Source organism: Streptomyces sp. YS415 (assembly GCF_023544665.1).
Taxonomy (GTDB): Bacteria; Actinomycetota; Actinomycetes; order Streptomycetales; family Streptomycetaceae; genus Streptomyces.
Genome location: NZ_JAMJFL010000044.1, coordinates 1 through 24,960, shown reverse-complemented (window position 1 = coordinate 24,960; position 24,960 = coordinate 1). Strand labels below are relative to the sequence as shown.

At 72.6% G+C, this 24,960-nt stretch carries 19 protein-coding genes; 9 read left to right on the top strand and 10 right to left on the bottom strand.

The features are described 5' to 3' along the window. Positions 1–96 precede the first annotated feature (96 nt). Positions 97–2,703 carry a CHAT domain-containing tetratricopeptide repeat protein gene (locus tag M8H82_RS33665; protein WP_250079043.1) on the bottom strand — a complete coding sequence of 869 codons (2,607 nt, stop codon included), beginning with the start codon at positions 2,701–2,703 and terminating at the stop codon, positions 97–99. Positions 2,704–2,812: 109 nt separating this feature from the next. Between M8H82_RS33665 and M8H82_RS33660 the strand changes: the two genes are divergently transcribed. Genes M8H82_RS33660 through M8H82_RS33650 form a run of 3 tightly spaced genes read left to right on the top strand, consistent with a single transcriptional unit; the run spans position 2,813 to position 5,366 of the window. Next, positions 2,813–4,252: a S8/S53 family peptidase gene (locus tag M8H82_RS33660; RefSeq protein WP_250079042.1), complete on the top strand. Its 1,440-nt coding sequence runs from the start codon at positions 2,813–2,815 to the stop codon at positions 4,250–4,252. Then, positions 4,249–4,887, top strand: coding sequence for an RNA polymerase sigma factor (locus M8H82_RS33655; RefSeq protein WP_250079041.1), 639 nt, complete (start codon positions 4,249–4,251; stop codon positions 4,885–4,887). The genes M8H82_RS33660 and M8H82_RS33655 overlap by 4 nt, the downstream gene beginning before the upstream one ends. Before the next feature lie 11 nt (positions 4,888–4,898). Next, a complete protein-coding gene (locus M8H82_RS33650) occupies positions 4,899–5,366 on the top strand; it encodes a hypothetical protein (protein ID WP_250079072.1) in 468 nt (155 codons plus the stop codon). Position 5,367: 1 nt separating this feature from the next. Here the strand turns inward: M8H82_RS33650 and M8H82_RS33645 are convergent, their stop codons facing one another. The 5 genes from M8H82_RS33645 to M8H82_RS33625 form a co-directional block, all read right to left on the bottom strand. Beyond that, the gene (locus M8H82_RS33645) at positions 5,368–6,588 is read right to left on the bottom strand and encodes a cytochrome P450 (protein ID WP_250079039.1); all 1,221 of its coding nucleotides are present in this window, start codon (positions 6,586–6,588) and stop codon (positions 5,368–5,370) included. A gap of 57 nt (positions 6,589–6,645) precedes the next feature. Continuing rightward, entirely contained in the window at positions 6,646–7,428 is a 783-nt protein-coding gene (locus tag M8H82_RS33640) for an N-formylglutamate amidohydrolase (protein WP_250079036.1), read from the bottom strand. A gap of 6 nt (positions 7,429–7,434) precedes the next feature. Continuing rightward, positions 7,435–7,947, bottom strand: a complete 513-nt coding sequence (locus tag M8H82_RS33635; protein ID WP_250079071.1) for a DinB family protein — start codon at positions 7,945–7,947, stop codon at positions 7,435–7,437. A 147-nt stretch (positions 7,948–8,094) separates the two neighbouring features. Beyond that, a complete protein-coding gene (locus tag M8H82_RS33630; RefSeq protein WP_250079034.1) occupies positions 8,095–8,442 on the bottom strand; it encodes a twin-arginine translocation signal domain-containing protein in 348 nt (115 codons plus the stop codon). 164 nt (positions 8,443–8,606) lie between these two features. Further along, positions 8,607–10,826 (bottom strand): NADP-dependent isocitrate dehydrogenase, encoded by a 2,220-nt coding sequence (locus tag M8H82_RS33625; RefSeq protein WP_250079033.1) that lies wholly within the window; start codon positions 10,824–10,826, stop codon positions 8,607–8,609. A 216-nt stretch (positions 10,827–11,042) separates the two neighbouring features. On the opposite strand from M8H82_RS33625, the gene M8H82_RS33620 reads away from it, so the two are divergent. Then, positions 11,043–12,578, top strand: coding sequence for a M1 family metallopeptidase (locus tag M8H82_RS33620; RefSeq protein WP_250079030.1), 1,536 nt, complete (start codon positions 11,043–11,045; stop codon positions 12,576–12,578). 50 nt (positions 12,579–12,628) lie between these two features. Here M8H82_RS33620 and M8H82_RS33615 read toward each other — a convergent pair whose 3' ends face one another. From M8H82_RS33615 to M8H82_RS33605, 3 genes are all read right to left on the bottom strand, one after another. Continuing rightward, a complete protein-coding gene (locus M8H82_RS33615; RefSeq protein ID WP_250079029.1) occupies positions 12,629–13,726 on the bottom strand; it encodes a mechanosensitive ion channel family protein in 1,098 nt (365 codons plus the stop codon). A 264-nt stretch (positions 13,727–13,990) separates the two neighbouring features. Further along, a complete protein-coding gene (locus M8H82_RS33610) occupies positions 13,991–14,755 on the bottom strand; it encodes a crotonase/enoyl-CoA hydratase family protein (protein WP_250079026.1) in 765 nt (254 codons plus the stop codon). A 71-nt stretch (positions 14,756–14,826) separates the two neighbouring features. After that, complete coding sequence (locus tag M8H82_RS33605) at positions 14,827–15,804, bottom strand: lysylphosphatidylglycerol synthase domain-containing protein (protein WP_250079023.1); 978 nt, start codon at positions 15,802–15,804, stop codon at positions 14,827–14,829. A 141-nt stretch (positions 15,805–15,945) separates the two neighbouring features. On the opposite strand from M8H82_RS33605, the gene M8H82_RS33600 reads away from it, so the two are divergent. Further along, the gene (locus M8H82_RS33600; RefSeq protein ID WP_250079069.1) at positions 15,946–17,877 is read left to right on the top strand and encodes an ABC transporter ATP-binding protein; all 1,932 of its coding nucleotides are present in this window, start codon (positions 15,946–15,948) and stop codon (positions 17,875–17,877) included. A gap of 92 nt (positions 17,878–17,969) precedes the next feature. After that, entirely contained in the window at positions 17,970–21,896 is a 3,927-nt protein-coding gene (locus M8H82_RS33595) for a glycoside hydrolase family 2 TIM barrel-domain containing protein (RefSeq protein WP_250079067.1), read from the top strand. A gap of 10 nt (positions 21,897–21,906) precedes the next feature. Here M8H82_RS33595 and M8H82_RS33590 read toward each other — a convergent pair whose 3' ends face one another. After that, a complete protein-coding gene (locus M8H82_RS33590; RefSeq protein ID WP_250079020.1) occupies positions 21,907–23,244 on the bottom strand; it encodes a diacylglycerol kinase family protein in 1,338 nt (445 codons plus the stop codon). Positions 23,245–23,414: 170 nt separating this feature from the next. Here M8H82_RS33590 and panD point away from each other — a divergent pair, with 170 nt between their 5' ends. Genes panD through M8H82_RS33575 form a run of 3 tightly spaced genes read left to right on the top strand, consistent with a single transcriptional unit; the run spans position 23,415 to position 24,866 of the window. Continuing rightward, a complete protein-coding gene (gene panD / locus M8H82_RS33585) occupies positions 23,415–23,834 on the top strand; it encodes an aspartate 1-decarboxylase (RefSeq protein WP_250079017.1) in 420 nt (139 codons plus the stop codon). A gap of 28 nt (positions 23,835–23,862) precedes the next feature. Then, positions 23,863–24,207: a GNAT family N-acetyltransferase gene (locus M8H82_RS33580; RefSeq protein ID WP_250079015.1), complete on the top strand. Its 345-nt coding sequence runs from the start codon at positions 23,863–23,865 to the stop codon at positions 24,205–24,207. Beyond that, the gene (locus tag M8H82_RS33575; RefSeq protein ID WP_250079011.1) at positions 24,207–24,866 is read left to right on the top strand and encodes an aspartate/glutamate racemase family protein; all 660 of its coding nucleotides are present in this window, start codon (positions 24,207–24,209) and stop codon (positions 24,864–24,866) included. The genes M8H82_RS33580 and M8H82_RS33575 overlap by 1 nt, the downstream gene beginning before the upstream one ends. Positions 24,867–24,960: the final 94 nt, after the last annotated feature.

The window sequence follows — 24,960 nt, the reverse complement described above, 5'->3', positions numbered from 1 at the left end:
GACCGCAGTCCCCGAGACGGACGCGCCGGCGGGCAGCGGGGCTTTGCTCGCGCCGGAGGTCCGCGCGGCGTGCGTGCGCGGGCCGAGTGGCCGTCGTCAGGCCGCTCCGAAGGCCGAGAACGCCCAGCCCGTCGCCTGGTGCACCGCGTCCGCGGGCAGGGCGGCGCGGGCGTCGCGCAGCGCCTCGGCGAGGGAGAGGCCGGTGCTCAGCCCTTTGTGCAGGGCGACCATCAGCGGGACCACCGCGGCGTCGTTGACCGGGGCGCTGCACGCCACCACCCCGGCCGTGCCCAGCGGGAGCAACGCGGTGACCAGGCCGAGGAGTTCATCGGCGCCGACCGACGCGAAGCGGGCCGTGTCGCAGCAGGAGAGGATGATGCGGTACGGGCTGCGGTCGAGGCGCTCGAAGTCGTGCACGATCAGCGGGCCGTCCGCCATCCGCAGCGAGGAGAACAGCGGGCTGTCCGCCCGGAAGGCGCCGTGCGCGGCGATGTGCGCCAGCGCGGCCCCGCCCAGTTCCCTGAGCACCCGCGGCACGCTCGCCCCGTCGTCCTCCAGCAGCGTCGCCGTGCCGTACCGGTCGGCCAGCTCGGGCACCTCCGCACCCCCGGTGGCCAGGCCCGGACCGCGCACCAGCACCTGACGGCCGCCCGGCGGCGGCTCGGTCTCCCGGGCCCGCAGCCAACTCGTCGCCGACGGCGACACGCTGACCACCCGCTCCCGCAGCGACGGCAGCAGCGACCACGGCACCCGGTGCAGCCGGCCGGGCGGTACGACCACCACCGGTCCGTCGCCGAGGTGCTGTGCCGCCGGACCCAGCAGCAGCTCCTCCAGACGCCGCCCCGCCGCCTCCACCACCGGAAGCCGCGCCTCGGCGCCCGGGTGGGCCAACCGCCGCAGCCCGGCCTGCACATGCTCGGCCTCGGTCTCCGCGTCGGCGAGCAGCCCGGCCTCGTAGTGCCGCACCCGCCCCTGGCCGCACAGCAGCACCTGCACCCGGCCGTCCACCACGACCAGCTCGACCAGCCGGACGGCGTCGCCCAGCCGGGCCAGCAGCCGCGCCGGGTCGAAGCGGTCCCCGTCACCGGGTGCCTCCCCGCGCATGTGCAGGGTCCGCGAGCGTATCTCCCGTTCCAGACGGCGCTGTTCGCGCTCCAGGGCGGGCACGGGCCGGCCCTCCATGCGGGCGGCCTCCGCGCGGGCCGCGATCTCCCGGAAGGCGGTGAGCCCGCGCTGCAGGGCGGGATCGGCGGGCGGCCGGGTCGGCGGGGCGGTCAGCACCGTCGCCCGCCAGCGCTCGCTCCACACCAGCAGCCGCCGCGGCCCCCCGGAGTCCAGGCTCACCCGCTGCGCCAGCGCCGCGAGTTCGGCGCCCTGGGCGGTGGCACGCGCCCTGAGCTCCGAGGCGCCCAGGGTCGTCCGGTGGTCGTCGAGCACGTCCAGGCCGCGCCGGCACGCCTCCAGGACCCCGCGCCCCGATCCCGCGGCCCGCGCCCGCAGCGCCTGCGCCGCCCAGCCCGTCATCCGCGCCAGCGGCGGCCCCGCCCGCCTGCTGCGGGCGGCGGTCCCCAAGTGCCGTTCGGCGTCCTCCCGCCAGCCCAGCGCGAGCGCGATCCGGCCCGCGAGCAGGGACGCCTCGGGGGCGGCCGGGGCGCCGAAGGAGGCCAGCCGGTCGGCGACCGCGGCGGCGTCCGCGACCAGCCGCCCCGAGGCGCGCCCGGTGACCAGCCGCGCCTCGATCAGCACCAGCCGGGCGTGCGTCTCCCACCAGGTGCGCCGCTGCCCGGCGAACAGCCGCACCGCGAGGGCCGCACGCGCGAGGGAGGTGTGCGGATCACCCGCCAGCCGGGCCGCCCGCGCGGCGACGAGCAGCAACTCCGCCTTGCGCGTGGACTGTCCGCCGATCTCGTCCAGCACCCCGATCGCCGCGTCCGCCTCGGCCAGCGCCTCCGGGGCGAGACCGGCGGCCATCAGCACCTCGCAGCGCCGGATGTCGAGCATGAACGTGGGCGTGCCGAGCTTGGCGTACCGCTCCTCGGCCTCGTCCAGCAGCCGCAGCGCCGCGGGGATGTCCCCGGACCGGAACGCGGCGAGCCCCCGGCTCTCCACGGCGTCCGCCTTGTCGTGCTCCTGGCCCGTGGTGTCCCACAGCGCCTCGGCCGAGGTGAAGTCCGCGTCCGCCCGCTCCACCGCGCCGAGCGCCAGATGGACGGTGGCGCGCAACGTCAGCGCCCGCGCCGTCCAGATCACGTCGTCCGCCTGCCGCAGCACGGGAATCGCCCGCCGCACGTCCTCCAGCGCCTCACGGTGGTGCCCGAGCACCCACCAGACGTACGCCCGCCGGTACAGCACCCGCGCACGGGTGTGTCCCGCGCCGCGCACGACACCCCGCTCGAACGCGGCGAGCCCCTGCCGGGTGCGGCCCGCGTGCACCAGCGCCACGCCGAGCGTGCCCAGGACGTCCGCCTCCCGGTCCGCCGAGTCCGCGCGCGCCGCGAGATCGCGGGCCCGCCGCAGATGGGCCAGCGCGAGGCGCAGATCGCCGAAGTCCCGCTGCCAGATGCCGATCACCTGATGGGCGACGGAGGCGTGCAACGGCGAGGGATCGGCGCCGAGTACCTCTTCCGCCTCCGCCAGAGCCTCGCCGGGTGCGGCGAACACCTTCGGCAGCAGTTCGAGAACCGAGTCGCTTCCCGCTGTCACTTTACGGATAGTAGTGCTCCCCTCCGCCGGCCACACAGGGTCGGCGCTGTATCAATCGACGGCCCGGCGGCTCTGACTGACGACCGTCGCCTCAGCGGGAGGACAGCCCATGGCACCACAGCGATTCACCGAACAGTTCGACCAGATCCAGCGCTCGATGCCCGATGTCCCCCTGGCAATGGGCCCCGACGACTCCGCCGAGTTCCTCTACGAGAAGGGCGTCGTGCTGGCCCGCGACGGCGAGGAGGCCCGTGTCGTCGAGGACGCCGTGCGCGAGCACTTCACCGCGTTCACCGGTCTGACCGCCGAACAGGTGCGCCGGGCGAGCCCGGAGACCAACCGCTCCGGCATCACCCGGATCCAGGTCGGCGACCCCGGCGAGGGCGACATGCGCGGCGACCGGGCCGTCGCGGGGGCGCTCCGGGCCCTGCGCACCGTGGAGGGCCGGGCCGGACGCAGACTGGTCAGCCGCAACCACGTGGTGTCCATCGCGGTGAACGCCTGCCCCGGCGACGAGCCGGTACCGGCCCCGCTCGCCGAGCAGCCCAACCCGGCCCCCGCCGAGGGGAGTTACGACCCGGGTACGGCCGTCGGTGTCCTCGTCATCGACACCGGCCTGATGAAGGACTACCGCTCCTGCCCGCTCCTGGCGCACACCGACGGCGACCTGCAGATCAAGGAGTGCGACGACGACGGGATCCTCCAGCAGTACGTCGGACACGGCACGTTCATCGCCGGACTCGTCGCGGCCGTCTCGCCCAACACCGAGATCACCGTCCGCAACACCCTCAACGACGCCGGCGCGATCCTGGAGTCCGAGTTCGGGGACAAGCTCTTCGAAGCCGTCGACCTCGGCGGCTGGCCGGACATCCTCAGCCTGTCCGCCGGCACCTCCAACGGCCGGCACGACGGACTGCTCGGCCTCGACGCCTTCATGGAGGAACTGCGCACCCAGCGCACCCTGCTGGTCGCCGCCGCCGGCAACAACGGCAGCGCCACCCCCTTCTGGCCCGCGGCCTACGCCGACCTGCCCGCCTACGCCGACTCCGTGCTGTCGATCGGCGCGCTGCGCGGGGACGGCGAGCACGGCGCCTGCTTCAGCAACCACGGCGCCTGGGTGAAGGCCTACGCCCCCGGCGAGCGCCTCACCAGCTCGTTCACCGGCTTCGACGTGCCCGTCCCGTACGTGTACCAGCACTCCACCTACGACTCCTGCCGCTACGGCTTCACGTACGTGTGCACCTGCCAGTCGCCGCGCCACACCGGCCTGTTGAGCGAGGAGCGGGCCGTGAGCACCACCGGCAAGCCGGACCAGGTGATGTTCGAGGGCCTCGCGCACTGGAGCGGCACCTCCTTCGCCACTCCCGTGGTCGCCGGCATGGTCGCCGCCCACATGAGCGCCCACAAGGAGACCGACCCGCGTGCCGCCCGCACCCAGCTGCTGGCTGCCAACACCGAGTTCGCGGAGGTGCGCGGGGCGCATGTGCCGGCGCTGCGCCCGCCCACCTGGCGCCCGGTCGCCGTCGTCCCGCTCGCTCCTCCGGCATGAGGGTCGGAACCGCCCCCTCCGCGGCGTACGATGACTTGCCGTACACGAGGGGTGGGGCCGTGGATCGTGCAGAAACCGGCGCGCTCGTCCAGTCCGCCGTCGACGGTGACGCGGCGGCCTGGAAGGCGCTCGTGGAAGGGCTGAGCCCGCTGGTGTGGTCGGTGGTGCGCGCCCACCGGCTCTCCGACGCCGACGCGCACGAGGTGTACCAGACCGTCTGGTTCCGCTTCGCCCAGCACCTGGGCCGCATCCGGGAACCGGAGAAGGCCGGGTCGTGGCTGGCCAGCACCGCCCGGCACGAGAGCCTGAAGGTCCTCAAGAGCCTGCGGCGGCTGACGCCGACGGACGATCCGCACGTGCTGGACCGGGTCAGCGAGGACCGTACGCCGGAGGAGTCGCTGCTGGACTCCGAGGAGGCGGCCGCCCAGAGCGAACGCGTCCGCCGGCTGTGGCAGGAGTTCGAGGAACTCGGCGACCGCTGCCGCCAGTTGCTGCGGGTGCTGATGTCCACACCGCCGCCCAGCTATCAGGAGGTGTCCGCGGCGCTGGGCATCGCCGTGGGCAGCATCGGGCCGCTGCGCCAGCGCTGTCTGCGCCGCCTGAGGGCCCGACTCGACGCACGGGGAGCACTGTGAACGACGACGACATGAACGACGAGTTCGCGGAGTTCGAGGAGGACGGCTTCGACAGCGCCCTGCTGGAGGAGGAGCTGAGGCAGGCCGCCGCCATCCTGGACCCGGTCCCGGCGGAACTGAGCCGGATCGCCGTCGACGCCTACGCGCTGCACGACCTCGACGCCCGGATCGCCGAGCTGACCTTCGACTCGGTGGTGGACGCCATCCCCGTCAGGGGCGCCACGGACGTACCGCGGATGCTCACCTTCCGGGCGGGCGAGGTCACCGTCGACGTCGAGGTGACCGGCCAGGGCCTGATGGGGCAGGTGCTGCCGCCCCAGCCGGCCCGGATCGAGGTGCTCAGCGGCCCTCAGTCGGCGGCGTCCCTCACGGCGGACACCATGGGCCGCTTCACCAGCGACGCCCCGCCCGCCGGTCCCTTCGCGCTGCGGCTGCGGACCGGCGGTGCCGTGGTCGTGACGGAGTGGCTGCGCGCCTGACTCACCAGGTGCACGGCAGGGACTGCGGGCCACGGATCATGGTCCTGCGGCGCCACACGACCTCTTCGGGCGCCACCGCGAGCCGCAGTCCCGGCAGCCGGTCCAGCACCGTGCCGACCAGCAGTTCGGTCTGCAGGCGGGCGAGCACCGCGCCCGTGCAGTAGTGCGGTCCGTTGCCGAAGGCCAGGTGGGGGCTCGCCGCGCGGTCCGGGTCGATGCGGTCCGGGTCGGTGAAGACCTCGGGGTCCCGGTTGGCGGCCAGGTAGGAGACGTACACCGGGTCGCCGGCCCGGATCAGCAGGCCGTGCAGCTCGACGTCCTCCAGGGCGATCCGGGCCAGGCCCACGCTGCTGCGGTGCGGGACGAAGCGCAGCAGCTCGTCGAGGACGGCACCCCGCTCCTCGGGGCGGTCGCGCATCCGCTCCATCAGTTCGGGGCGGGTGAGCAGCAGGTACAGCATCTGCCCGCAGTTGTGGGTGACGGCCTCGCCGCCGATCTGCAGCGGCCCGGCGAGGCCGACCGCCTCGGTCTCGCTGATCTCCTCGCGGTGCACGGCGGAGCCGAGGAGGGAGTACACGTCGTCGCCGGTGCTGTGGGCACGGGCCCGGACGGTCTCGGTGATCCACCCGTACAGGCCGTTCTTGGCCTGCTCCGCGTCCTCGGCGCCGGTGGTGGAGATGATCCGCCGGGTCCAGGCGTGCACTTGCGCCCGGTCCGCGGCGGGTACGCCCATCACCTCGCTGACCACGGCGAGCGGGAAGGGTTCCAGGACCCGTTCGACGAGGTCGGCGGGGGGTCCGTCCTGGACGACTCGGTCGACCAGCGTGTCCAGGATCCGCTGGGCGCGGGGGCGCAGCCGCTTCATCGCGCCGACCGTGAAGGCGCCGGCGACCGGCTTGCGCAGCCGGTTGTGGTCGGGCTGGTCGGCGAAGGCGAGCGAGCCGGGGCGGGGCTTGAAGTGCGGGGCCATCCGGGTCACCTGGCGGGTGGTGACCTCCGCCCGGCCGAACCGGGGGTCGTTGGTGATCGCCTTCACGTCGTCGTAGCGGGTGGCCAGCCACGCCCAGCCCTCGCCGTGCGGCAGCCGGATGCGGGTGAGCGGGCCCTCCCGCATGAGGTCGGCGAGCACCGGGTCGAAGTCGGTGCCGTCGACGTCCAGCGCGGGCCAGTCCCGGACCGGGGGCGGGGCCTGGCCGGTGAGCGTGGTGGTCTCCTCTGTCATGCCCCTACCCTCGCCGCCGTCCGCCCCGCTGTCGCCCGGGAGTGCTCCAGCCGGTGGTCAGCCGGGCAGGGCGTCCACGAGCCGCGCGAGCGCGGCGGCGAGCCGGGGGAGCCCCGCCCCGGCGGCCCCGCCGGGCTCGGTCATGTAGGTGTCCCGCCGGATCTCCACCATCAGCGCACTCACCCGCGGATCGGTGCCGTGGAACTCCAGCGGCACGTACGTCCCGCTGAAGGGGCTGTCGAGGCCGACGTCCCCGCACTCCGCGAAGGCCTCGCATGCCGCGGCGAGGAGTCCCGGAGGCGTGTGGAAGGAGTCGGTGCCCAGGCAGACGGCGGGCCGGGGCCCGTCGCCGTGCAGTTCGTAGGGCAGCGGGGAGCTCGGATAGGAGTGCACATCGACGATCACGGCCCGCCCGGTGGCGGCCAGCCGTCCGGCCACGGCATCGCTCATGGCCTGCGCGTAGGGCCGGAAGTACCGTGCGAGCAGCGGCTCGTGATCACCGTCCTCCTTGCGCAGCACGTCCCTGTGGGTGGTGCGCGTGTAGACGGCGCCCATGCCCGCGGCGAGCATCTCCTCCCGCTCGTCGGGGAACCGCTCGGGGTCCACGACGAGCCGGGACAGCCGGTTGGCGAACACCCAGGGCCGCACCGCACAGGCATCGGCCGCCGCACCGGCGATCCGCGCGGTGTGCGCGTCGGTGATGTGGTCGAGCTCCCGCCGGAGCGCGGTGTCGTCCAGCACGATGCCGGCCCGCACGTCGTCGGGAATCTCCCGCGCCGAGTGCGGGACGTGCAGGATCACGGGGGAGTGCTCGGCACCCTGGGTGAGGGAGAAGTTCATGCGGCCCTACTGTCCCACCCGTCCGTCGACGCACTCGCGCAGCAGGTCCGCGTGGCCGCAGTGGCGGGCGTACTCCTCGATGCGGTGCACCCACAGTTCGCGCACCGAGTTCTGGTCCTTGCCCACCCGGGTGGCCAGGTCGGCATACCGGGCGAAGACCGCGTCGGTGGCCGCCTGTTCGCGGGCGAGGTCGGCGAACGCGCCGTCCACCAGCGCCTGTTCCGGGGCGACTCCGTCGAAGTCGGCGTCCCGGGCCCCGTAGAGCTTCGGCTCCGGTCCCTCCGGCAGGATCCAGCCGCGCCAGTCGCGTTCGACCTCGGCGAGATGGCGGACCAGCCCCAGCAGGGACATGGTCGACGGCGGCACCGAGCGGCGCGCCAGCTGCTGCGGGTCCAGTCCCTGGCACTTCATCTCCAGGGTCAGCCGGAAGTCCCGCAGCACGCTCCGGTAGGTTGCCAACTCGCCTTCCGGGCCGGGTCCGTCGTTGTCGCGCGGATCCTGATCGGGGTCCGCCCACATGTCGGGGTAGACGTCGGCCTGGGTCCATCGCTGGGGTACGTCGTCGTCGCTCACGGGCTCACGATGCGGAGCCGGGGGCCCGGCGCGCAAGCGGTTTTCCGGGGGCGGCCCCGGGATGCCGTGAGGCCCGCCCCCGGGATGGCCGCATCAGTTCAGCGGCGCGGGTGCCGGGGTGCCGTAGAAGGTGATCGGGGGCCAGCCGCGGGAGGCGGCGAGTTCGCTGAGGAGCTCGGCGATCTCCAGGGGGGTGATGGCGTTGGCCGACGGGGCCTCGTGGTTCGCCACCCGGAACTCGATCTCGACTTCGGCGTGCGTGTCGTCGCCGACGTTCATGTCCGTCCTGCCCTTGAAGAACGTGTGGGGGTCGAACGCGGTCGCCTCCGCCCCGGCCTCCGCCGCCTGGGCGGGCTGCGCCGACGCCGTGGTGCCGAGCACCGCGCCCGCCGCCGTCGTACCGGAGTAGCCGAGCAGGGATCGTCTCGAAATGCTGGACATGGTTCCCCTCCATCGCGGGCCGTACGGGTGTCTCCCGAGGCCGCGGGCCCGATCGTAAGCATGATCGAAGGCGGTGCGGGGCTGAACGAGATCGTCCGGTAAAACGGCACGAAGGGCCGGCACCAGGAGGACGGTGCCGGCCCTTCGGACAGTCAGCGCATGCGTCAGCTCAGGGACGCCAGCACCTCGTTCCAGGTGGCCGACGGACGCATGACCGCCGCCGCCTTCGCCGGGTCGGGCTGGTAGTAGCCGCCGATCTCGGCCGGGGAGCCCTGCACCGCGTTCAGCTCCTCGACGATCTTCTGCTCGTTCGTCGTGAGCGTCTCGGCGAGCGGCGCGAAGGCCTTCGCGAGCTCGGCGTCGTCGGTCTGCCGGGCCAGCTCCTGCGCCCAGTACAGGGACAGGTAGAAGTGGCTGCCGCGGTTGTCGATGCCGCCGACGCGACGGGTCGGGGACTTGTCCTCGTTGAGGAAGGTCGCCGTGGCGCGGTCCAGGGTGTCGGCGAGGACCTGCGCGCGGGCGTTGCCCGTGGTCTTCGCGTAGTGCTCCAGCGAGGGCACCAGGGCGAAGAACTCACCGAGCGAGTCCCAGCGCAGGTAATTCTCCTTGACCAGCTGCTGGACGTGCTTCGGCGCGCTGCCGCCGGCGCCCGTCTCGAACAGGCCGCCGCCCGCCATCAGCGGGACGACCGACAGCATCTTGGCGCTGGTGCCCAGCTCCAGGATGGGGAAGAGGTCGGTGAGGTAGTCGCGCAGCACGTTGCCGGTGACCGAGATGGTGTTCTCGCCGCGGCGGATGCGCTCCACCGACAGCTTGGTGGCCTCCACCGGAGGCAGGATGCGGATGTCCAGGCCCTCGGTGTCGTGCTCCTCCAGGTACGCGTTCACCTTGGCGATCAGGTTGGCGTCGTGCGCGCGGGTCTCGTCCAGCCAGAAGACGGCCGGGTCGCCGGTGGCGCGGGCACGGGTGACGGCCAGCTTCACCCAGTCCCGGATCGGCGCGTCCTTGGTCTGGCAGGCGCGGAAGATGTCGCCCGCGGAGACCGCCTGCTCGATGACGACCTCGCCGTTCCGGTCGACGAGGCGGACCGTGCCGGTCACCGGGATCTCGAAGGTCTTGTCGTGCGAGCCGTACTCCTCGGCCTTCTGCGCCATGAGGCCGACGTTCGGGACCGAGCCCATGGTCGACGGGTCGTAGGCGCCGTTGGCACGGCAGTCGTCGATCACGGCCTGGTAGACACCGGAGTACGACGAGTCCGGGAGCACCGCGAGGGTGTCGGCCTCCTGGCCGTCCGGGCCCCACATGTGGCCGGAGGTGCGGATCATGGCCGGCATCGAGGCGTCGACGATGACGTCGGACGGGACGTGCAGGTTGCTGATGCCCTTGTCGGAGTCGACCATCGCCAGGGCCGGGCCCTCGGCGAGCTCGGCGTCGAAGGACGCCTTGATCTCGGCGCCCTCGGGCAGCGCCTCCAGGCCCTTGTAGATGCCGCCGAGACCGTCGTTCGGGGTCAGACCGGCGGCGGCGAGCTGCTCGCCGTAGCGGGCGAACGTCTTGGGGAAGAAGGCGCGCACGACGTGGCCGAAGATGATCGGGTCGGAGACCTTCATCATCGTGGCCTTCAGGTGCACGGAGAACAGCACGCCCTCCGCCTTGGCCCTGGCGACCTGCGCGGTCAGGAACTCGCGCAGCGCGGCCACGCGCATCACGGAGGCGTCGACGACCTCGCCCTCGAGGACGGGTACCGACTCGCGCAGCACGGTGGTGGAGCCGTCGTCGCCCTTGAGCTCGATCCGCAGCGAACCGGCCTCGGAGATCACGGCCGACTTCTCGGTGGAGCGGAAGTCGTCCACGCCCATCGTCGCCACGTTCGTCTTGGACTCGGCGGTCCAGGCGCCCATGCGGTGCGGGTGGGTCTTGGCGTAGTTCTTGACCGAGGCGGGGGCGCGCCGGTCGGAGTTGCCCTCACGCAGGACCGGGTTCACGGCGGAGCCCTTGACCTTGTCGTAGCGGGCCTGGATGTCCCGCTCCTCGTCGGTCTTCGGGTCGTCCGGGTAGTTCGGCAGCGCGTAGCCCTGGCTCTGGAGCTCGGCGACGGCCGCCTTCAGCTGGGGGATGGACGCCGAGATGTTCGGCAGCTTGATGATGTTGGCCACGGGCGTCTTCGTCAGCTCACCGAGTTCGGCGAGGGCGTCCGGGATGCGCTGGTCCTCGGTGAGGTACTCCGGGAACACCGCGATGATGCGGCCGGCCAGCGAGATGTCGCGCGTCTCCACGGCGACACCCGCCTGCGAGGCGTACGCCCGGACCACCGGCAGGAAGGAATACGTCGCCAGGGCCGGGGCCTCGTCAGTGTGCGTATAGATGATGGTCGAGTCAGTCACCGGGTGCTCCGCTCCACGTCTGCAACATTGCTCGACATCAAGATATCTCGTGATCGCCCTCGACTCGACAGGGGTCCGCACACGCGTGTGGGCCTCGGGGGAGAAGTTTCGCCGGAAGTGCAACCTCCACGGCCGTTCCTGCGGTCATGCAGGTGGATCACTCATCCGAGGCGATGGCCGGACCTGACCACCCGGCCACCCGAGCGAAGGCAAACCATGAGATATCGCACCAGAGTGACAGCGCCGGCCGCCCTCATAGGCACGGCCGCCGCGCTGAGCCTGGCACCCTCGGCCCACGCCGCCGGGGGCAAGAGCGGCACCCCGGGCCCCGAGACCCTCGGCGACCCCGTCTACCCGGCCCTCGGCAACGACGGCTACCGCGTCTCGGCGTACCACCTCGATCTCGCCTACGACGCGACGACCCAGCTCGTCGACGCCAAAGCCACCTTGCGCATCCGCACCACCCAGGCCCTGACCCGGTTCTCGCTGGACGCCCTCGGCCTGGACATCCGCTCCGTCCGCGTCGGCGGGCGCGCCGCCGCCTTCGAACAGGCCGGCGAGAAGCTGCGGATCACCCCGTCCGCGACCCTGCCGAAGAAGGCCGCGGTCACCGTCTGCGTGGAGTACTCCGCCGACCCGCGCCGCAGCCTCCCGCACACCGGCTGGGTCCCCACCCCGGACGGCTTCGCGGTGGCCTGCCAGCCGGACTCCGCGCACACCGTCTTCCCCTGCAACGACCACCCGGTCGACAAGGCCGACTTCACCTTCCGCCTCACCGTCCCCACGGGCCTGCGCGGCGTGGCGAGCGGACACCTCGTGCGCACCGAGCAGCTGGCCGGCGACCGGACCGCGTACACCTACCGCTCCCGCTCGCCGATCGCCACCGAGGTCGTGCAGATCACCGTCGGCGACTACGTCATCAAGGACCGGCAGGGCCCGCACGGGCTGCCGCTGCGGGACGTCGTGCCCACCGCCCGGGCCGCCGCCCTGGAGCCCGCGCTGGCGCTCACCCCGGCCCTGGTCGAGTGGGTCGAGCGGCGCCTGGGCGCCTACCCCTTCGAGACGTACGGCCTGCTGCCCTGCAACTCCGACCTCGCGGAGCCCTTCGGCTTCACCGGCCTGGAGACGCAGACGCTCACCATCTACCGGCCGAAGTACCTCCTCCAGGAGGAGTCGAAGATCGGCTCGCACATGATGCACGAGCTGGTCCACTCCTACTTCGGCAACAGCGTCTCCCCCGCCACCTGGTCCGACCTGTGGATGAACGAGGGCCACGCGGACTTCTACGGGCTGCTGTACCGCTACGAGCGCGGCTGGCCCGACTCGCTCGGCATGACCACCATGGAAGCGCGGATGAAGGACACCTACGCCAAGGGTGACCAGTGGCGCGCCACGTCCGGTCCGGTGGCCGCGCCGAACGCCGCCAACCTCTTCGACTCCCAGCGCTACCTGGGCGGCGTCCTCGTCCTGTACGCCCTGCGGCAGGCCGTCGGCGAGGACGCCTTCAACGCGCTGGAGCGCGCCTTCCTCCAGCGGTACCGCAACGCCTCGGCGACGACGGAGGACTACATCGCCGTCGCCTCCGAGGTGTCCGGGCAGGACCTGTCGGGCTTCCTGCGGGACTGGCTGTACGGCACGAAGACCCCGCGGATGCCGGGGCACCCGGACTGGACGGTCAACCCGGTGGCGTCGGCCCCGGCCGCCCCGCGCAAGCGGCGGAGCGGCCACCACGACAACTCGGCCACTCTCTGAGGGATCGGCCGCACAGGGGTCGGTGAGCGAGGTCGGTGAGCGGAGGGGGGTCAGTCGAGCCGGGCGGAAGGAATGTCGCCCGGCTCGTGCTCCGCGCCGCGCTGCTGCGGTATGACCACCGACCCCTGCTGGAGCGCCACCGTCCGGGTGGGCGCCGGGATGCGGATGCCCTCCAGCTGGTAGCGCTTGTGCAGGCGCTTGATGAACTCGTGCTTGATCCGGTACTGGTCGCTGAACTCACCGACGCCCAGGATGACGGTGAAGCCGATGCGGGAGTCGCCGAAGGTGTGGAAGCGGATGATCGGCTCGTGGTCCGGGAGAGCGCCCTCGACCTCGGTCATCACCTCGGCGATGACCTCGTTGGTCACCCGCTCGACCTGCTCCAGATCGCTGTCGTAGGAGACGCCGACCTGCATCAGGATGGTCATCTCCTGCTCGGGACGCATGAAGTTGGTCATGTTCGTCTGCGCGAGCTGCCCGTTGGGGATCACGACCAGGTTGTTGGACAGGTTGCGGACGGTCGTCTGGCGCCAGTTGATGTCCTCGACGTAGCCCTCCTCGCCGCTGCTCAGCCGGATGTAGTCACCGGGCTGGACGGTCTTCGAGGCGAGGATGTGGATGCCCGCGAAGAGGTTGGCGAGCGTGTCCTGAAGGGCGAGCGCCACCGCCAGACCGCCGACGCCCAGGGCGGTGAGCATCGGCGCTATGGAGATGCCCAGGGTCTGCAGCCCCACCAGGAAGCCGAGGGCCAGGATCAGGATCCGGGTGATGTTGACGAAGATCGTGGCCGAACCGGCGACACCGGGCCGGGACTGGGTGACCGTCCGCATCAGCCCGGCGATCCCGCGGGCCGTCGCCAGCGTCACCAGGAAGATCAGCAGCACGGTCAGGGTCTGGTTGACGTTGTGCTGGACGGACTTGGTCAGCGGCAGCGCCGCGCCCGCGGTGGCCGCGCCGCCGAGGAACGCCGCCCACGGCACCACGCTGCGCAGCACGTCCACGATGAGGTCGTCGCCGCTCCACCGGGTCCGGTCGGCGTGCTTGCCCAGCCAGCGCAGCAGCATCCGGAGCAAGAACGCCGCCAGCAGGCCCGCGGCCACCGCGATTCCCGCGAGGACCAGGTCGTCCATGGTGAGATCCCGCTTCACCGGTCACCTCCGGTGCGAGAAACGGCGGTGAAATGCTCCGCCGACGGCCGGATGTGAAGTTTCGTCACGTTGTCCCCTGCTCGATTTCCGGACGGTACGATCGCGCGCCGCACGGGCACGACGGCTCATCCTGCCGTATCCCGCACAGCAGTTCGCACCAGGTGCGAGGCCTTCGGCCACCCGCGCGGGGGGCGGGCTGCTGCATCGAGCGGAGCGCGGACGGGCCGGGCCGGTGCGCCCGCGCACACGGCACACCGCGGGGCCCTACAGATCCCCGAACGCCCCGTGCCGCCCCGCCCCCGACGCGAACCGGGCCGCGCCCTCCAGGCTCTGCTCCAGCACCCCCGCCCCGTGCCGCTGTTCCGACCGCAGTGCGGCCTGCTCGGTGAGGCCCTCCTGGTCGAGGACGGAGGCGCGGTCGGCGCGCAGACAGGGCTGGGGGAAGGCGGCGATCGCGGCGGCCAGGGCCTCCGCCCGTGCCCGAGCCGTGCCCGGCGGAACCACCCGGTTGACCAGCCCCATCCCGTACGCCTCCGGGGCCGCCACCGGCCGGCCCGTCAGGATCATGTCCAGGGCGCGGCTCGTGCCGATCAGCCGGGGCAGCCGTACCGTGCCGCCGTCGATCAGCGGGACTCCCCAGCGGCGGCAGAACACGCCGAGGACGGCGTCCTCCTCGGCGACCCGCAGATCGCACCAGAGCGCCAGTTCCAGGCCCCCGGCCACGGCGTGCCCGGCGACCGCCGCGATCACCGGCTTGGACAGCCGCATCCGGGTCGGGCCCATCGGGCCGTCGCCGTCCTCGGTGACCTGGTTGCTCCGCTCGGTGCCGAGCGCCTTGAGGTCCGCGCCCGCGCAGAACGTCCCGCCCTCTCCCCACAGCACCGCTACCCGTGCCTGCTCGTCCGCCTCGAACTCCCGGAAGGCAGCGGCCAGTTCGGCGGCCGTCGGTCCGTCGACGGCGTTGCGTGCCTCGGGGCGGGACAGGACGACCGTGGTGACGGGTCCCTGGCGTTCGACGCGGACGGCCATGGCGAGATCCCCTTCGGTGGGCGACGACCAGGGGAGTCTTCCATGAAGGGAGGGCCGTACCTCGGTGCCTTTCAGATCACCTTCCAGCGCACCAGCGCCCCCAAGGTCAGCGCCCCCGGCACCATCGGCAGCCACACCGTGATGATCCGGTACGCCAGCACCACCGCCGTGGCCACCGCCGCCGGCCCGCCCGCCGCCACCAGCGCCACGATCAGCGCCGCCTCGACCGAACCGAGGCCGCCCGGCGTGGGGATCAGCGCGACCGCGACCGTCGCGGCGAGATAGGCGACCGCCACGTGCAGCGGCGGCACGTCGAGCCCCAGCGCCTCGCCCACCGCGACCAGCCCGGCCGCCTGCAGCGCCGGGAACGCGAACGCCCCGCCCCACAGCGCCAGCGCCCTGGACCCGCGGGAGTGCACCGAGCGGGCCTCGCCGAGCGCGGTGCGCAGGAAGGAGACCACGCTCGTGCGGACCCGGCGGATCAGCGCCAGCCCGCCCGCCGTCAGCAGTACCGCGGCGGCCACCGCGAGGAGCAGCGGGCCCACCGCCGCCCCCGCGGGCAGCAGACTGCCGAGCCGCAGCGCGTCGGGGAAGGCCAGCAGCAGCGCCGCCAGCAGGGCGAGCCGGCCGACGGACTCGGCGAGGAGGTACAGCGCGAGGGCCGCCGAGGAGCGGGCGAGCGGCAGCCCGCACACCGTCATGAACCGCAGGTTGACCGCACTCGCGCCGAGCCCGGTCGGCAGCAGATGGTTGGCGGCGCCCGCCGCGAACTGGGTGGCGAGCAACCGCGCCGAGGGCAGCCGCTCCAGCACGGCACCCTGCCGGCAGCACGCCGCGGCCACCCAGGTCAGACAGGTGGCGCCGGCCGCCGCCAGCAGCCAGGGCCACTCGGCGCTGCCCAGGTGGGCGAAGCCCTCGGCGAGCACGGCACGGTGCCGCACGGCCACGACCGCGACCAGCGCGAGGGGAAGCAGACACAGGAGCTGCCGGACGGGGACGCGTCGGGGGAGCCGTCCCCGGGGCGGGTCGGAAAGCTGTACCGCTGTCACAGTCGCAGAGGCTTTCCGCGCCGCGCCAACTGCGGGTTGCGGAAACGGGGCTTCCGGCTTACGTCCGGTCATCGGGACCCTCGCCCCGGTCGGCACCTTGACCTCAAGAAAGCTTGAGGTTCTACGTTCTCCCTCATGAGCATGGAGACCACAGCGTGGACACAGCTGCACACCGTCATGAACGCCGAGCACGAGCGCCGCCCGTTCGCGCGCGACACGCTCCGCCGCATCGGCGCGTTCGCCCGCCCCCACCGCGCCCGCATCGCGCGGTTCGTCGTGCTCGGGGTGGTCACCGCGCTGCTCGCCGTGGCGACACCCGTCCTGGCGGGACTGGTCGTCGACACGATCGTCTCGGGCGGCGACGAGACCGCGGTCGTACGCCTCGCCCTGCTGATCGCCCTGATCGCGATCCTGGAGGCGGCGCTCGGGATCGTCTCCCGGCGCCTCTCGGCGACGCTGGGGGAGGGACTCATCCTCGATCTGCGCACGGCCGTGTTCGACCATGTGCAGCGGATGCCGGTCGCGTTCTTCACCCGCACCCGCACGGGAGCGCTCGTCTCCCGCCTCAACAACGACGTCATCGGCGCCCAGCGCGCCTTCAGCAACACCCTGTCCGGCGTGGTGAGCAACCTCGTCACGCTGCTGCTCACCCTCGTCGTGATGCTCACCCTGTCCTGGCAGATCACCCTGCTCGCGCTGGTGCTGCTCCCGGTGTTCGTGATCCCGGCCCGTCGCATGGGCCGCCGGATGGCCCGGATGCAGCGCGAGGCGGCCACCCTCAACGCGGCCATGGGTACCCGGATGACCGAGCGCTTCTCGGCCCCCGGCGCCACCCTCGTCAAGCTCTTCGGCCGCCCCGAGCAGGAGTCCGAGGAGTTCGCCGCCCGAGCCCGCCGCGTCGCCGACATCGGGATCCGCACCGCCACCGCCCAGTCGGCGTTCATCACGGCCCTGACCCTGGTCTCCGCCCTCGCGCTCGCCCTGGTCTACGGCCTCGGCGGCTACTTCGCCCTGCGCGGCAGCCTGGAAGCCGGCGCCGTCGTCTCGCTGGCCCTGCTGCTGACCCGGCTGTACGCCCCGCTGACCGCCCTCGCCGGAGCGCGCGTGGAGGTGATGAGCGCCCTGGTCAGCTTCGAGCGCGTCTTCGAGGTGCTCGACCTCGAACCCCTCATCCAGGACAGCCCCGACGCCCGGGAGATCCCCGACGGCCCGGTCTCCGTGGAGTTCTCCGACGTCCGCTTCGGCTACCCCTCCGCCGACAAGGTCTCCCTCGCCTCCCTGGAGGAGGTCGCCGCGCTCGACAGCCGCGGCGGCGCCGAGGTGCTGCGCGGCATCTCCTTCCGCGCCGAGCCGGGACAGACGGTCGCGCTCGTCGGCTCCTCCGGCGCCGGCAAGTCGACGATCGCGAGCCTGCTGCCGCGGCTGTACGACGTCGACGGCGGCGCCGTACACCTCGGTGGCGTGGACGTCCGCGAGGTGAGCGCCCGTTCGCTGCGCGAGACGCTCGGCATGGTCACCCAGGACGGCCATCTCTTCCATGACACCGTTCGCGCCAATCTGCTGCTGGCCCGGCCCACCGCGACCGACGACGACCTGTGGGACGCCCTGCGCCGCTCCCGCCTCGACGGCCTCGTCCGCGCCCTGCCCGACGGCCTGGACACGGTGGTCGGCGAACGCGGCTACCGGCTCTCCGGCGGCGAGCGCCAGCGCATGACCATCGCCCGGCTGCTGCTGGCCCGGCAGCGCGTCGTCATCCTCGACGAGGCCACCGCCCACCTCGACAACACCTCCGAGGCCGCCGTCCAGGAGGCCCTCACCGAGGCGCTGGAGGGCAGGACCGCGATCGTCATCGCGCACCGGCTGTCGACCGTGCGGGCGGCCGACCGGATCCTGGTCGTCGAGGACGGCCGGATCGTGGAACAGGGCACCCACGACGAACTGCTGGCGGCCGAAGGGCGTTACGCCGAGCTGTACCGGACCCAATTCCAGCAAACAGCCAACATCGGCCAACTCGCCGCTCAGGAACACACAGAGAACGACAGCATCCTTGCTTCACTGGGGCGCAAAGCCTAGGGTGCGTCCGGTTTGCCAACGGTATCCAACAGGATCTGACGCTCCCTCGAGCTGTGCAGCGCCGCACTGTCGTCCCGAGGAAGGCCATGGACATGCCGCACCCCTCCGAGCCCTTCGCAGGCCCCCCGCCCCGCCCCCGGGGCGTGGCCGTCAGCCGCCGCCGACTCCTGGAGGGCGGGGCGGCCGTCCTCGGCGCGTTCGCCCTGTCCGGCGCGGCGTCTACGGGGGCACGCGCGGCCGGCGAGGCCGGGGCCGCGGCCGGTTCACCGGAGTGGAACGGCAACATCGGCCTCTTCCAGGTCGGCGCCGAGCCGCCGCACACCACGCTGATGCCGTACGCGAACCTCCAGCAGGCCCTGCAGGCCGACCGCACCCGCTCGCCGTACCGCATGAGCCTCGACGGCACATGGAAGTTCGCCTACGCAGACCGGCCCGACGACCGCGACCCCGACTTCCACCGCCCCGACCTCGACGACGGGGACTGGGACACCATCCCCGTCCCCTCCGTCTGGCAGCTGCACGGCTACGACTTCCCGATCTACGTCAACATCACCTACCCGTACTGGGGTCCCAACGGCCTCGGCGAGAACCCGCAGCCGCCGAACGCCCCCACCCGCTACAACCCCGTCGGCCAGTACAGACGTACCTTCACTGTCCCCGAGGACTGGTCGGGGCGGCGGACCTTCCTGCACTTCGAGGGCGTGAAGTCCGCCCACTACGTGTGGATCAACGGCGAGTTGGCGGGCTACAAGGAGGACTCCTTCACGCCCGCCGAGTACGACATCACCGACCACCTCAAGCCCGGCACCAACCGGATCGCGGTGGAGGTCTACCGCTACTCCGACGGCGACTGGCTGGAGGACCAGGACATGATCCGGCTGAGCGGCATCTTCCGCTCGGTCTACCTGTACTCCACCCCCGTCGTGCACCTGCGCGACTTCAAGCTGGAGACCCCTCTCAGCGACGGCTACCGGGCGGCCGCCCTCTCGGTCACCGCGAGCGTGCGCGCCTACGCCGCCGGGGGAGCCGGACGGTACACGGTCGAGACCCAGCTGTACGACGCGGCCGGGCACCCCGTCTGGTCCCGTCCCCTGCAACAGGGCGCCGACGTGGCCGTGGTCGGCGAGGACGTGACCGTACGGGCCGACAAGGCCGTCCCCGCGCCGAAGCTCTGGTCCGCCGAGCACCCCTACCTCTACACCGCCGTCCTCCAGCTGCGCGACCCGGCCGGACGGCTGATCGAGACCCTGTCCCACCGCGTCGGCCTGCGCGAGTTCGCGCTGAAGGACGGCCTGATGCGGATCAACGGCAAGCCCGTCTCGTTCCGCGGCACCAACCGGCACGAGATGCACCCCGACCGCGGCATCGCCCTGAACCGCGCGGACCTGATCGAGGACATCACGCTCATCAAGCGGCTGAACATCAACTCGGTCCGCACCTCGCACTACCCCAACAACCCCGTCTGGTACGAACTCGCGGACGAATACGGCCTCTACTTGGTCGACGAGACCAACCTGGAGACCCACGGCATCAGCAGCCGGTACCCGCGCGACCACGCCGACTGGACCGAGGCGTGCGTCGCCCGCGCGCAGAACATGGTCCACCGCGACAAGAACCACGCCTGCGTCGTCATCTGGTCGCTCGGCAACGAGGCGGGCGGCGGCAGCACGTTCGTCGCCATGCGCGACTGGATCAAGTCCTACGACCCCACCCGCGTCGTCCAGTACGAGGGCGACGACCGGCCGACGATCAGCGACATCCGCTCGGAGATGTACGACACCCCCGCCACCGTCGAGTCCCGGGCGAAGAACACCGGCGACACCCGGCCGTACGTCATGATCGAGTACTCCCACGCGATGGGGAACTCCAACGGCAACTTCAAGAAGTACTGGGACCTGATCCGCCGCTACCCGCTCCTCCAGGGCGGCTGGATCTGGGACTTCGTCGACCAGTCGCTGAGCTGGCCCACCCCGACCCGCAAACAGCTCACCGAGACGGGGCCGGGCGGCCTGCGCGGCGAGATCCTCGCGCCCAGCGGCACCTTCGACCGCGCCAAGGGCGTCTCCGGCGGCACCGTCTTCGCCCGCGACGCGCGCCTCGACCTCACCGGCTCGCTGACGCTGGAGGCGTGGATCACCCCGCACGTCCTCGGCTACCACCAGCCGATCATCGCCAAGGGCGACACCCAGTACGCGCTGAAGCAGAACAACAAGAACCTGGAGTTCTTCATCCACGGCGGCGGCCAGTGGATCACCGTGACGTGGGCGCTGCCCGACGACTGGACCGGCACCGAGCACCACGTCGCGGGCGTCTTCGACGCGGAGGCCGGCAGTCTCACTCTCTACGTCGACGGACAGGCCCGGGCCACCCGCACCACCACCCAGCGGCCCGCCGGCAACACCGCCCCCCTGGCGCTCGCCACCGACATCGACAACCCCCACCGCGAGTTCAGCGGCACCATCCGGCGGGCCCGCGTCCACGCCCGCGCCCTGAGCGCCGGCGAACTCGCCGCCACCGACCGCCGCGGCCCCGCCGACGAGGGGGTGCGGTTCTGGTTCGACGCGGCGACGGCCGGATTCACCGAGAAGCGGCCGACGGAGAAGACCTTCTTCGCGTACGGCGGCGACTGGGGCGACAACCCCAACGACTTCAACTTCGTCGCCGACGGCGTCGTCACCGCCGACCGCGGCCTCACCGGCAAGGCCGCGGAGGTCAAGCGGATCTACCAGGCGGTCAACGCCGCCCCAGCCTCCGGCGACAGGCTCACCCCCGGCGCCGCGGTCACCCTCACCAACGAGAACCTGTTCACGAACCTGCGGGACCTGAACGGCACATGGGAACTCCTCGCCGACGGGAAGATGCTCGGGCGCGGGAAGCTCACCCGCGCCCAGCTGGATGTGGCGCCGCTGTCCGCCAAGGACATCACTGTGCCGTTCACGGTGCCGGGCGAACCGGCGCCGGGCACCGAGTACTTCCTGGAGCTGTCCTTCACCACGAAGGAGACGACGAAGTGGGCCAAGGCCGGCTTCGAGGTCGCCCGGCAGCAGATCCCGGTCGACGCGGGCAGCCCGCCGGTGACGCCGGCCCCGCTGGACAGCGTGCCGGCACTGGCCCACCAGGACGGTGACGGTGCGGTGAGCGTCACCGGCGACGGCTTCTCCGTCACCGTCGACAAGACCAGCGGCGTCATCACCTCCTACCGGGCCGCGGGCGCCGAGCTCATCACCTCCGGACCTGTCCCGAACTTCTGGCGGGCGCCCACCGACAACGACCGCGGCAACGGCCAGCACACCCGCAACCAGACCTGGCGCGACGCGGGCACCCACCGCAAGGTCACGGACGTCACCGTGCGCGCACTGCGGGACAGGGCCGTCGAGATCAAGGTCAGCGGCACCCTGCCCACGACCACGGAGTCGACGTACACCACCACCTACACCGTCTTCGGCAACGGCGAGATCAAGGTCGACAACACCCTGCACCCGGGCGCGGCCTCACTGCCGTACATCCCCGAGGTCGGCACCCTGCTCCTCCTGCCCGGCCGGCTGGAGCACCTGGACTACTACGGCCGCGGTCCCGAGGAGAACCACTGGGACCGCAACAACGGAACCGACGTCGGCCTCTGGTCCGGCACCGTCTCCGGGCAGTGGGAGTCCTACATCCGCCCCCAGGAGAACGGCAACCGCACCGACGTCCGCTGGATCGCCCTCACCGGCCCCGACGGCACCGGACTGCTCGTCTCCGGAGAACCCCTGCTGGAGGTCAACGCCTCGCACTTCACCCCGGAGGACCTCTCGCTCGGCGCCCGCCACGACTACCAGCTGACTCCCCGGGAGGAGGTCGTGCTGCGGGTGAGCCATCACCAGATGGGCGTGGGCGGCGACAACAGCTGGGGCGCCCACACGCACGACGAGTACAAGCTGTTCGCGAACCGGGACTACGCCTACACCTACCGGCTGCGCCCCCTGACCGACCTCGCCGAGGCCACCCGCGTCTCGCGACGACCCACGGCGACGGACTGACCGGACCGGGTCAGCGGTGGCCGATGGGTGCGGCCGTGCGGCTGACCGTCGCGGCCAGTTTGCGCAACCGCCGCCAGTCCAGCCGGGGTTGGTGCCGGGCGAGCCCCGGCCGCTTGCGCGGTACCCGGACGGCGAGCGCGCCGACCGCGACGCGGCAGCGGACCGGCGAGGGCAGCACCAGCGCCTCGCCGTCCAGGCCCACCTCCACCTCGGCCCGGTCGGACTCCACGACGACCTCGACGGCGGTGTGGACGGTGAGCGCGGCCGGGGCCGGGTCGAGGATCAGCGCGGCGGCCTCCGCGGCGCTCTCCACCCGTACCGCCAGCAGGCCCAGCACGCCCGTGTCGAGCCGGTCGCGGCGTCCGAACCCGAAGGGATCGCCGGTCCGGTAGGGGTTGTTGCTCACCAGCAGGGCCTGCGGGTCCTTCAGGGCCACCTCACCCGCGCGGACCGTGAGCCGGGGCGCCTCCCGGCCGGTGAGCAGGTCGGGCAGCAGCTCCAGACTGGTGCCGAGCTTGTCCGCGCGGTACGAGGGGCTCTGCACGATCGCCGCGTACGCGCCGAAGGAGGCGTTGTTCACGAACGGCCGGTCACCGGCGAAGCCGAGGTCCACCCGGAGTTCCACGCCGTCGGTCAGCGCGTCGAGGCCGGCGGCCGGGTCGTCGCGGTCCAGACCCAGGTCCAGCGCGAAGTGGTTGCGGGTACCGGCGCTGAGCACCAGGAAGGGGACGCCGTGCTCGGCGGCCACGGCCGCGACCAGCGCCTGCGTGCCGTCGCCGCCCGCGGCCCCGAGCAGGTCGGCACCGTCGGCGACGGCGGCCCGGGCGAGCGCGGTCACGTCCTGCGGCCGCTCGGGGTCGAGGACGACGACCCGGGCGCCGAGCCGCTCGGCCCGCTCCCGCAGGCCGTACTGGACGACCTTCCCGCCGCCGGAGCGCGGGTTCATGATCAGGAACGGCCGTTTCGGCGGCGGGCACCGGCGCTCCTTCACCCGGTAGGTGCCGGCGCCGCGCAGCGCGTACCGCCCGCACCAGACGGCGACGCCCCACAGCAGGATCGACAGGGGCAGCGCCCAGAAGACGGTGGCGGCGAACAGGGTGACGACGAACGCGGGGACGGCCAGGGCCACGAGCGCGGCCACCCACCGCAGCGGCCCCCGCAGACTCACCGTCCACCACAGGGCGGCCGCGGTGACGACCAGCCCCACGGCGCCGCCCAGGAGCAGCAGCACACCACCGAGGCGGCCGTACCAGAGCGGCACGGCCACGGCGAGTCCGGCCGCCGCCAGTGCCGTCCGGGCGGCCCATCGCTGCGCGCGATAGGCGCGTCCGGTCACGTCGTCGATCATGCGGTCATCGTAGGGGTGGCCGGCCCGGGGTGTGGCGGGGGTCATAAGGGGGACGCGAGGGCGGTTGCGTACCCTGGTGAGGGTCGGGCCCCCGGCTCGTCCGCAAGGTAGGGAAACAGCCCTTGACCTGCAAGAACGCAGGCAGGGAGCCTAGTCTCAGGAGTACCTCGATGCTGCGCACCATGTTCAAGTCCAAGATCCACCGCGCCACCGTCACCCAGGCCGACCTGCACTACGTGGGATCGGTGACCATCGACGCGGATCTGCTCGACGCCGCCGATCTGCTGCCCGGTGAGCTGGTGCACATCGTCGACATCACCAACGGCGCCCGGCTGGAGACGTACGTCATCGAGGGCGAGCGCGGCTCCGGGGTGATCGGGATCAACGGTGCCGCCGCCCATCTCGTGCACCCCGGCGATCTGGTGATCATCATCAGTTACGCTCAGGTCACCGATGCCGAGGCGCGCACGCTCGAGCCGCGGGTCGTGCACGTGGACCGCGACAACCGGATCGTGGCCCTCGGCGCCGACCCGTCCGAGCCGGTGCCCGGTTCGGACCAGCAGCGCAGCCCGCAGGCCGTACCGGCCTGAGCGGAGCGGACGGACCAGGAGCGTGCCCGTGAGCGAGATCGAGATCCGTGACGACCGGGCGGCGGGCCGCCTGGAGGCGGTCGCGGGCGGCGAAGTGGTCGGCCGTATCGAGTACTTCGTCCTCGAAGAGCCCGGGCGCGCCCTGGTCCCGGTCCACACCGTCGTCGAGCCCGCCCACGAGGGCAAGGGCATCGCCGGCTCCCTCGCCCGCGAGCTGTACGCCGTCGCCGGGCGCGAGGGCACGGTCGTGGCCCCGCTGTGCCCGTACGTCGTCAAGTGGGCGGAGCGCCACCCCGACGAGGCCCCGGCCGCCGACCCCGGGCTGCTGCGCGCGGCGAAGGCCTGGGTCGTGGCGCACCCCGGCCGCTTCTGATGGCCCTCGCTCTCCTGCACACCTCGCCGGTCCACGTCCCCGTCTTCGACGCCCTGCGCGACGAGACCCACCCGGGGCTGGAACTGCGGCACGTCGTCGAGGAGCGGCTGCTGGAACGGGCCCGCGCCGAGGGACCCGACGCGGTCGCGGAGGACGTGGCCGCGGTCCTGCGCCGCGCTGTCGCCGAGGGCGCGCGTGCCGTGCTGTGCACCTGTTCGACCATCGGCGCCGTGGCGGAGGCGGCCGGCGTCGGCGTGCCCGTGCTGCGCGTCGACCGTCCGATGGCGGCGGCCGCGGTCGCGACCGGCCCCCGCGTCGTCGTCCTCGCCGCGCTGGAGAGCACGCTCGGCCCGACGGCGGACCTGATCCGGGAGGAGGCCGACCGCGCCGGACGCCCGGTCGAGGTGACGACCCGTCTCGTCGAGGGCGCGTGGGCGCGATTCGAGGCGGGCGACGCACAGGCGTACGCGACGCTGATCGCCTCCGCGGCCGACGAGGTCGCCGCCGCCGACGCGATCGTCCTGGCCCAGGCCTCGATGGCCCCGGCCCAGCGGCTGACGACGACCGCCGTCCCGGTGCTGTCCAGCCCGCGGCCGGGCCTCGCGGCCGGGGCCCAGGCGGGTGACTGGACGGGCGAGCCGGGGTACGCGGGGCAGTAGTCCTAAGAGCCGCCGCTCTATCCCAGGCTGGAGGACACGATGACCAACCCGAACCCGGACCCGGTCCACCCGGACCCGACCCCCGGCCCCCCCC

Excerpts from the sequence above, each read along its gene's own strand:
- panD (WP_250079017.1), top strand. The coding sequence starts at position 23,415 with ATGCTGCGCACCATGTTCAAGTCCAAGATCCACCGCGCCACCGTCACC.
- M8H82_RS33650 (WP_250079072.1), top strand. The coding sequence starts at position 4,899 with ATGAACGACGAGTTCGCGGAGTTCGAGGAGGACGGCTTCGACAGCGCC.
- M8H82_RS33590 (WP_250079020.1), bottom strand. The coding sequence starts at position 23,244 with ATGATCGACGACGTGACCGGACGCGCCTATCGCGCGCAGCGATGGGCC.
- M8H82_RS33660 (WP_250079042.1), top strand. The coding sequence starts at position 2,813 with ATGGCACCACAGCGATTCACCGAACAGTTCGACCAGATCCAGCGCTCG.
- M8H82_RS33575 (WP_250079011.1), top strand. The coding sequence starts at position 24,207 with ATGGCCCTCGCTCTCCTGCACACCTCGCCGGTCCACGTCCCCGTCTTC.
- M8H82_RS33640 (WP_250079036.1), bottom strand. The coding sequence starts at position 7,428 with ATGAACTTCTCCCTCACCCAGGGTGCCGAGCACTCCCCCGTGATCCTG.
- M8H82_RS33620 (WP_250079030.1), top strand. The coding sequence starts at position 11,043 with ATGAGATATCGCACCAGAGTGACAGCGCCGGCCGCCCTCATAGGCACG.
- M8H82_RS33595 (WP_250079067.1), top strand. The coding sequence starts at position 17,970 with ATGCCGCACCCCTCCGAGCCCTTCGCAGGCCCCCCGCCCCGCCCCCGG.
- M8H82_RS33610 (WP_250079026.1), bottom strand. The coding sequence starts at position 14,755 with ATGGCCGTCCGCGTCGAACGCCAGGGACCCGTCACCACGGTCGTCCTG.
- M8H82_RS33600 (WP_250079069.1), top strand. The coding sequence starts at position 15,946 with ATGGAGACCACAGCGTGGACACAGCTGCACACCGTCATGAACGCCGAG.
- M8H82_RS33630 (WP_250079034.1), bottom strand. The coding sequence starts at position 8,442 with ATGTCCAGCATTTCGAGACGATCCCTGCTCGGCTACTCCGGTACGACG.
- M8H82_RS33635 (WP_250079071.1), bottom strand. The coding sequence starts at position 7,947 with ATGTGGGCGGACCCCGATCAGGATCCGCGCGACAACGACGGACCCGGC.
- M8H82_RS33655 (WP_250079041.1), top strand. The coding sequence starts at position 4,249 with ATGAGGGTCGGAACCGCCCCCTCCGCGGCGTACGATGACTTGCCGTAC.
- M8H82_RS33645 (WP_250079039.1), bottom strand. The coding sequence starts at position 6,588 with ATGACAGAGGAGACCACCACGCTCACCGGCCAGGCCCCGCCCCCGGTC.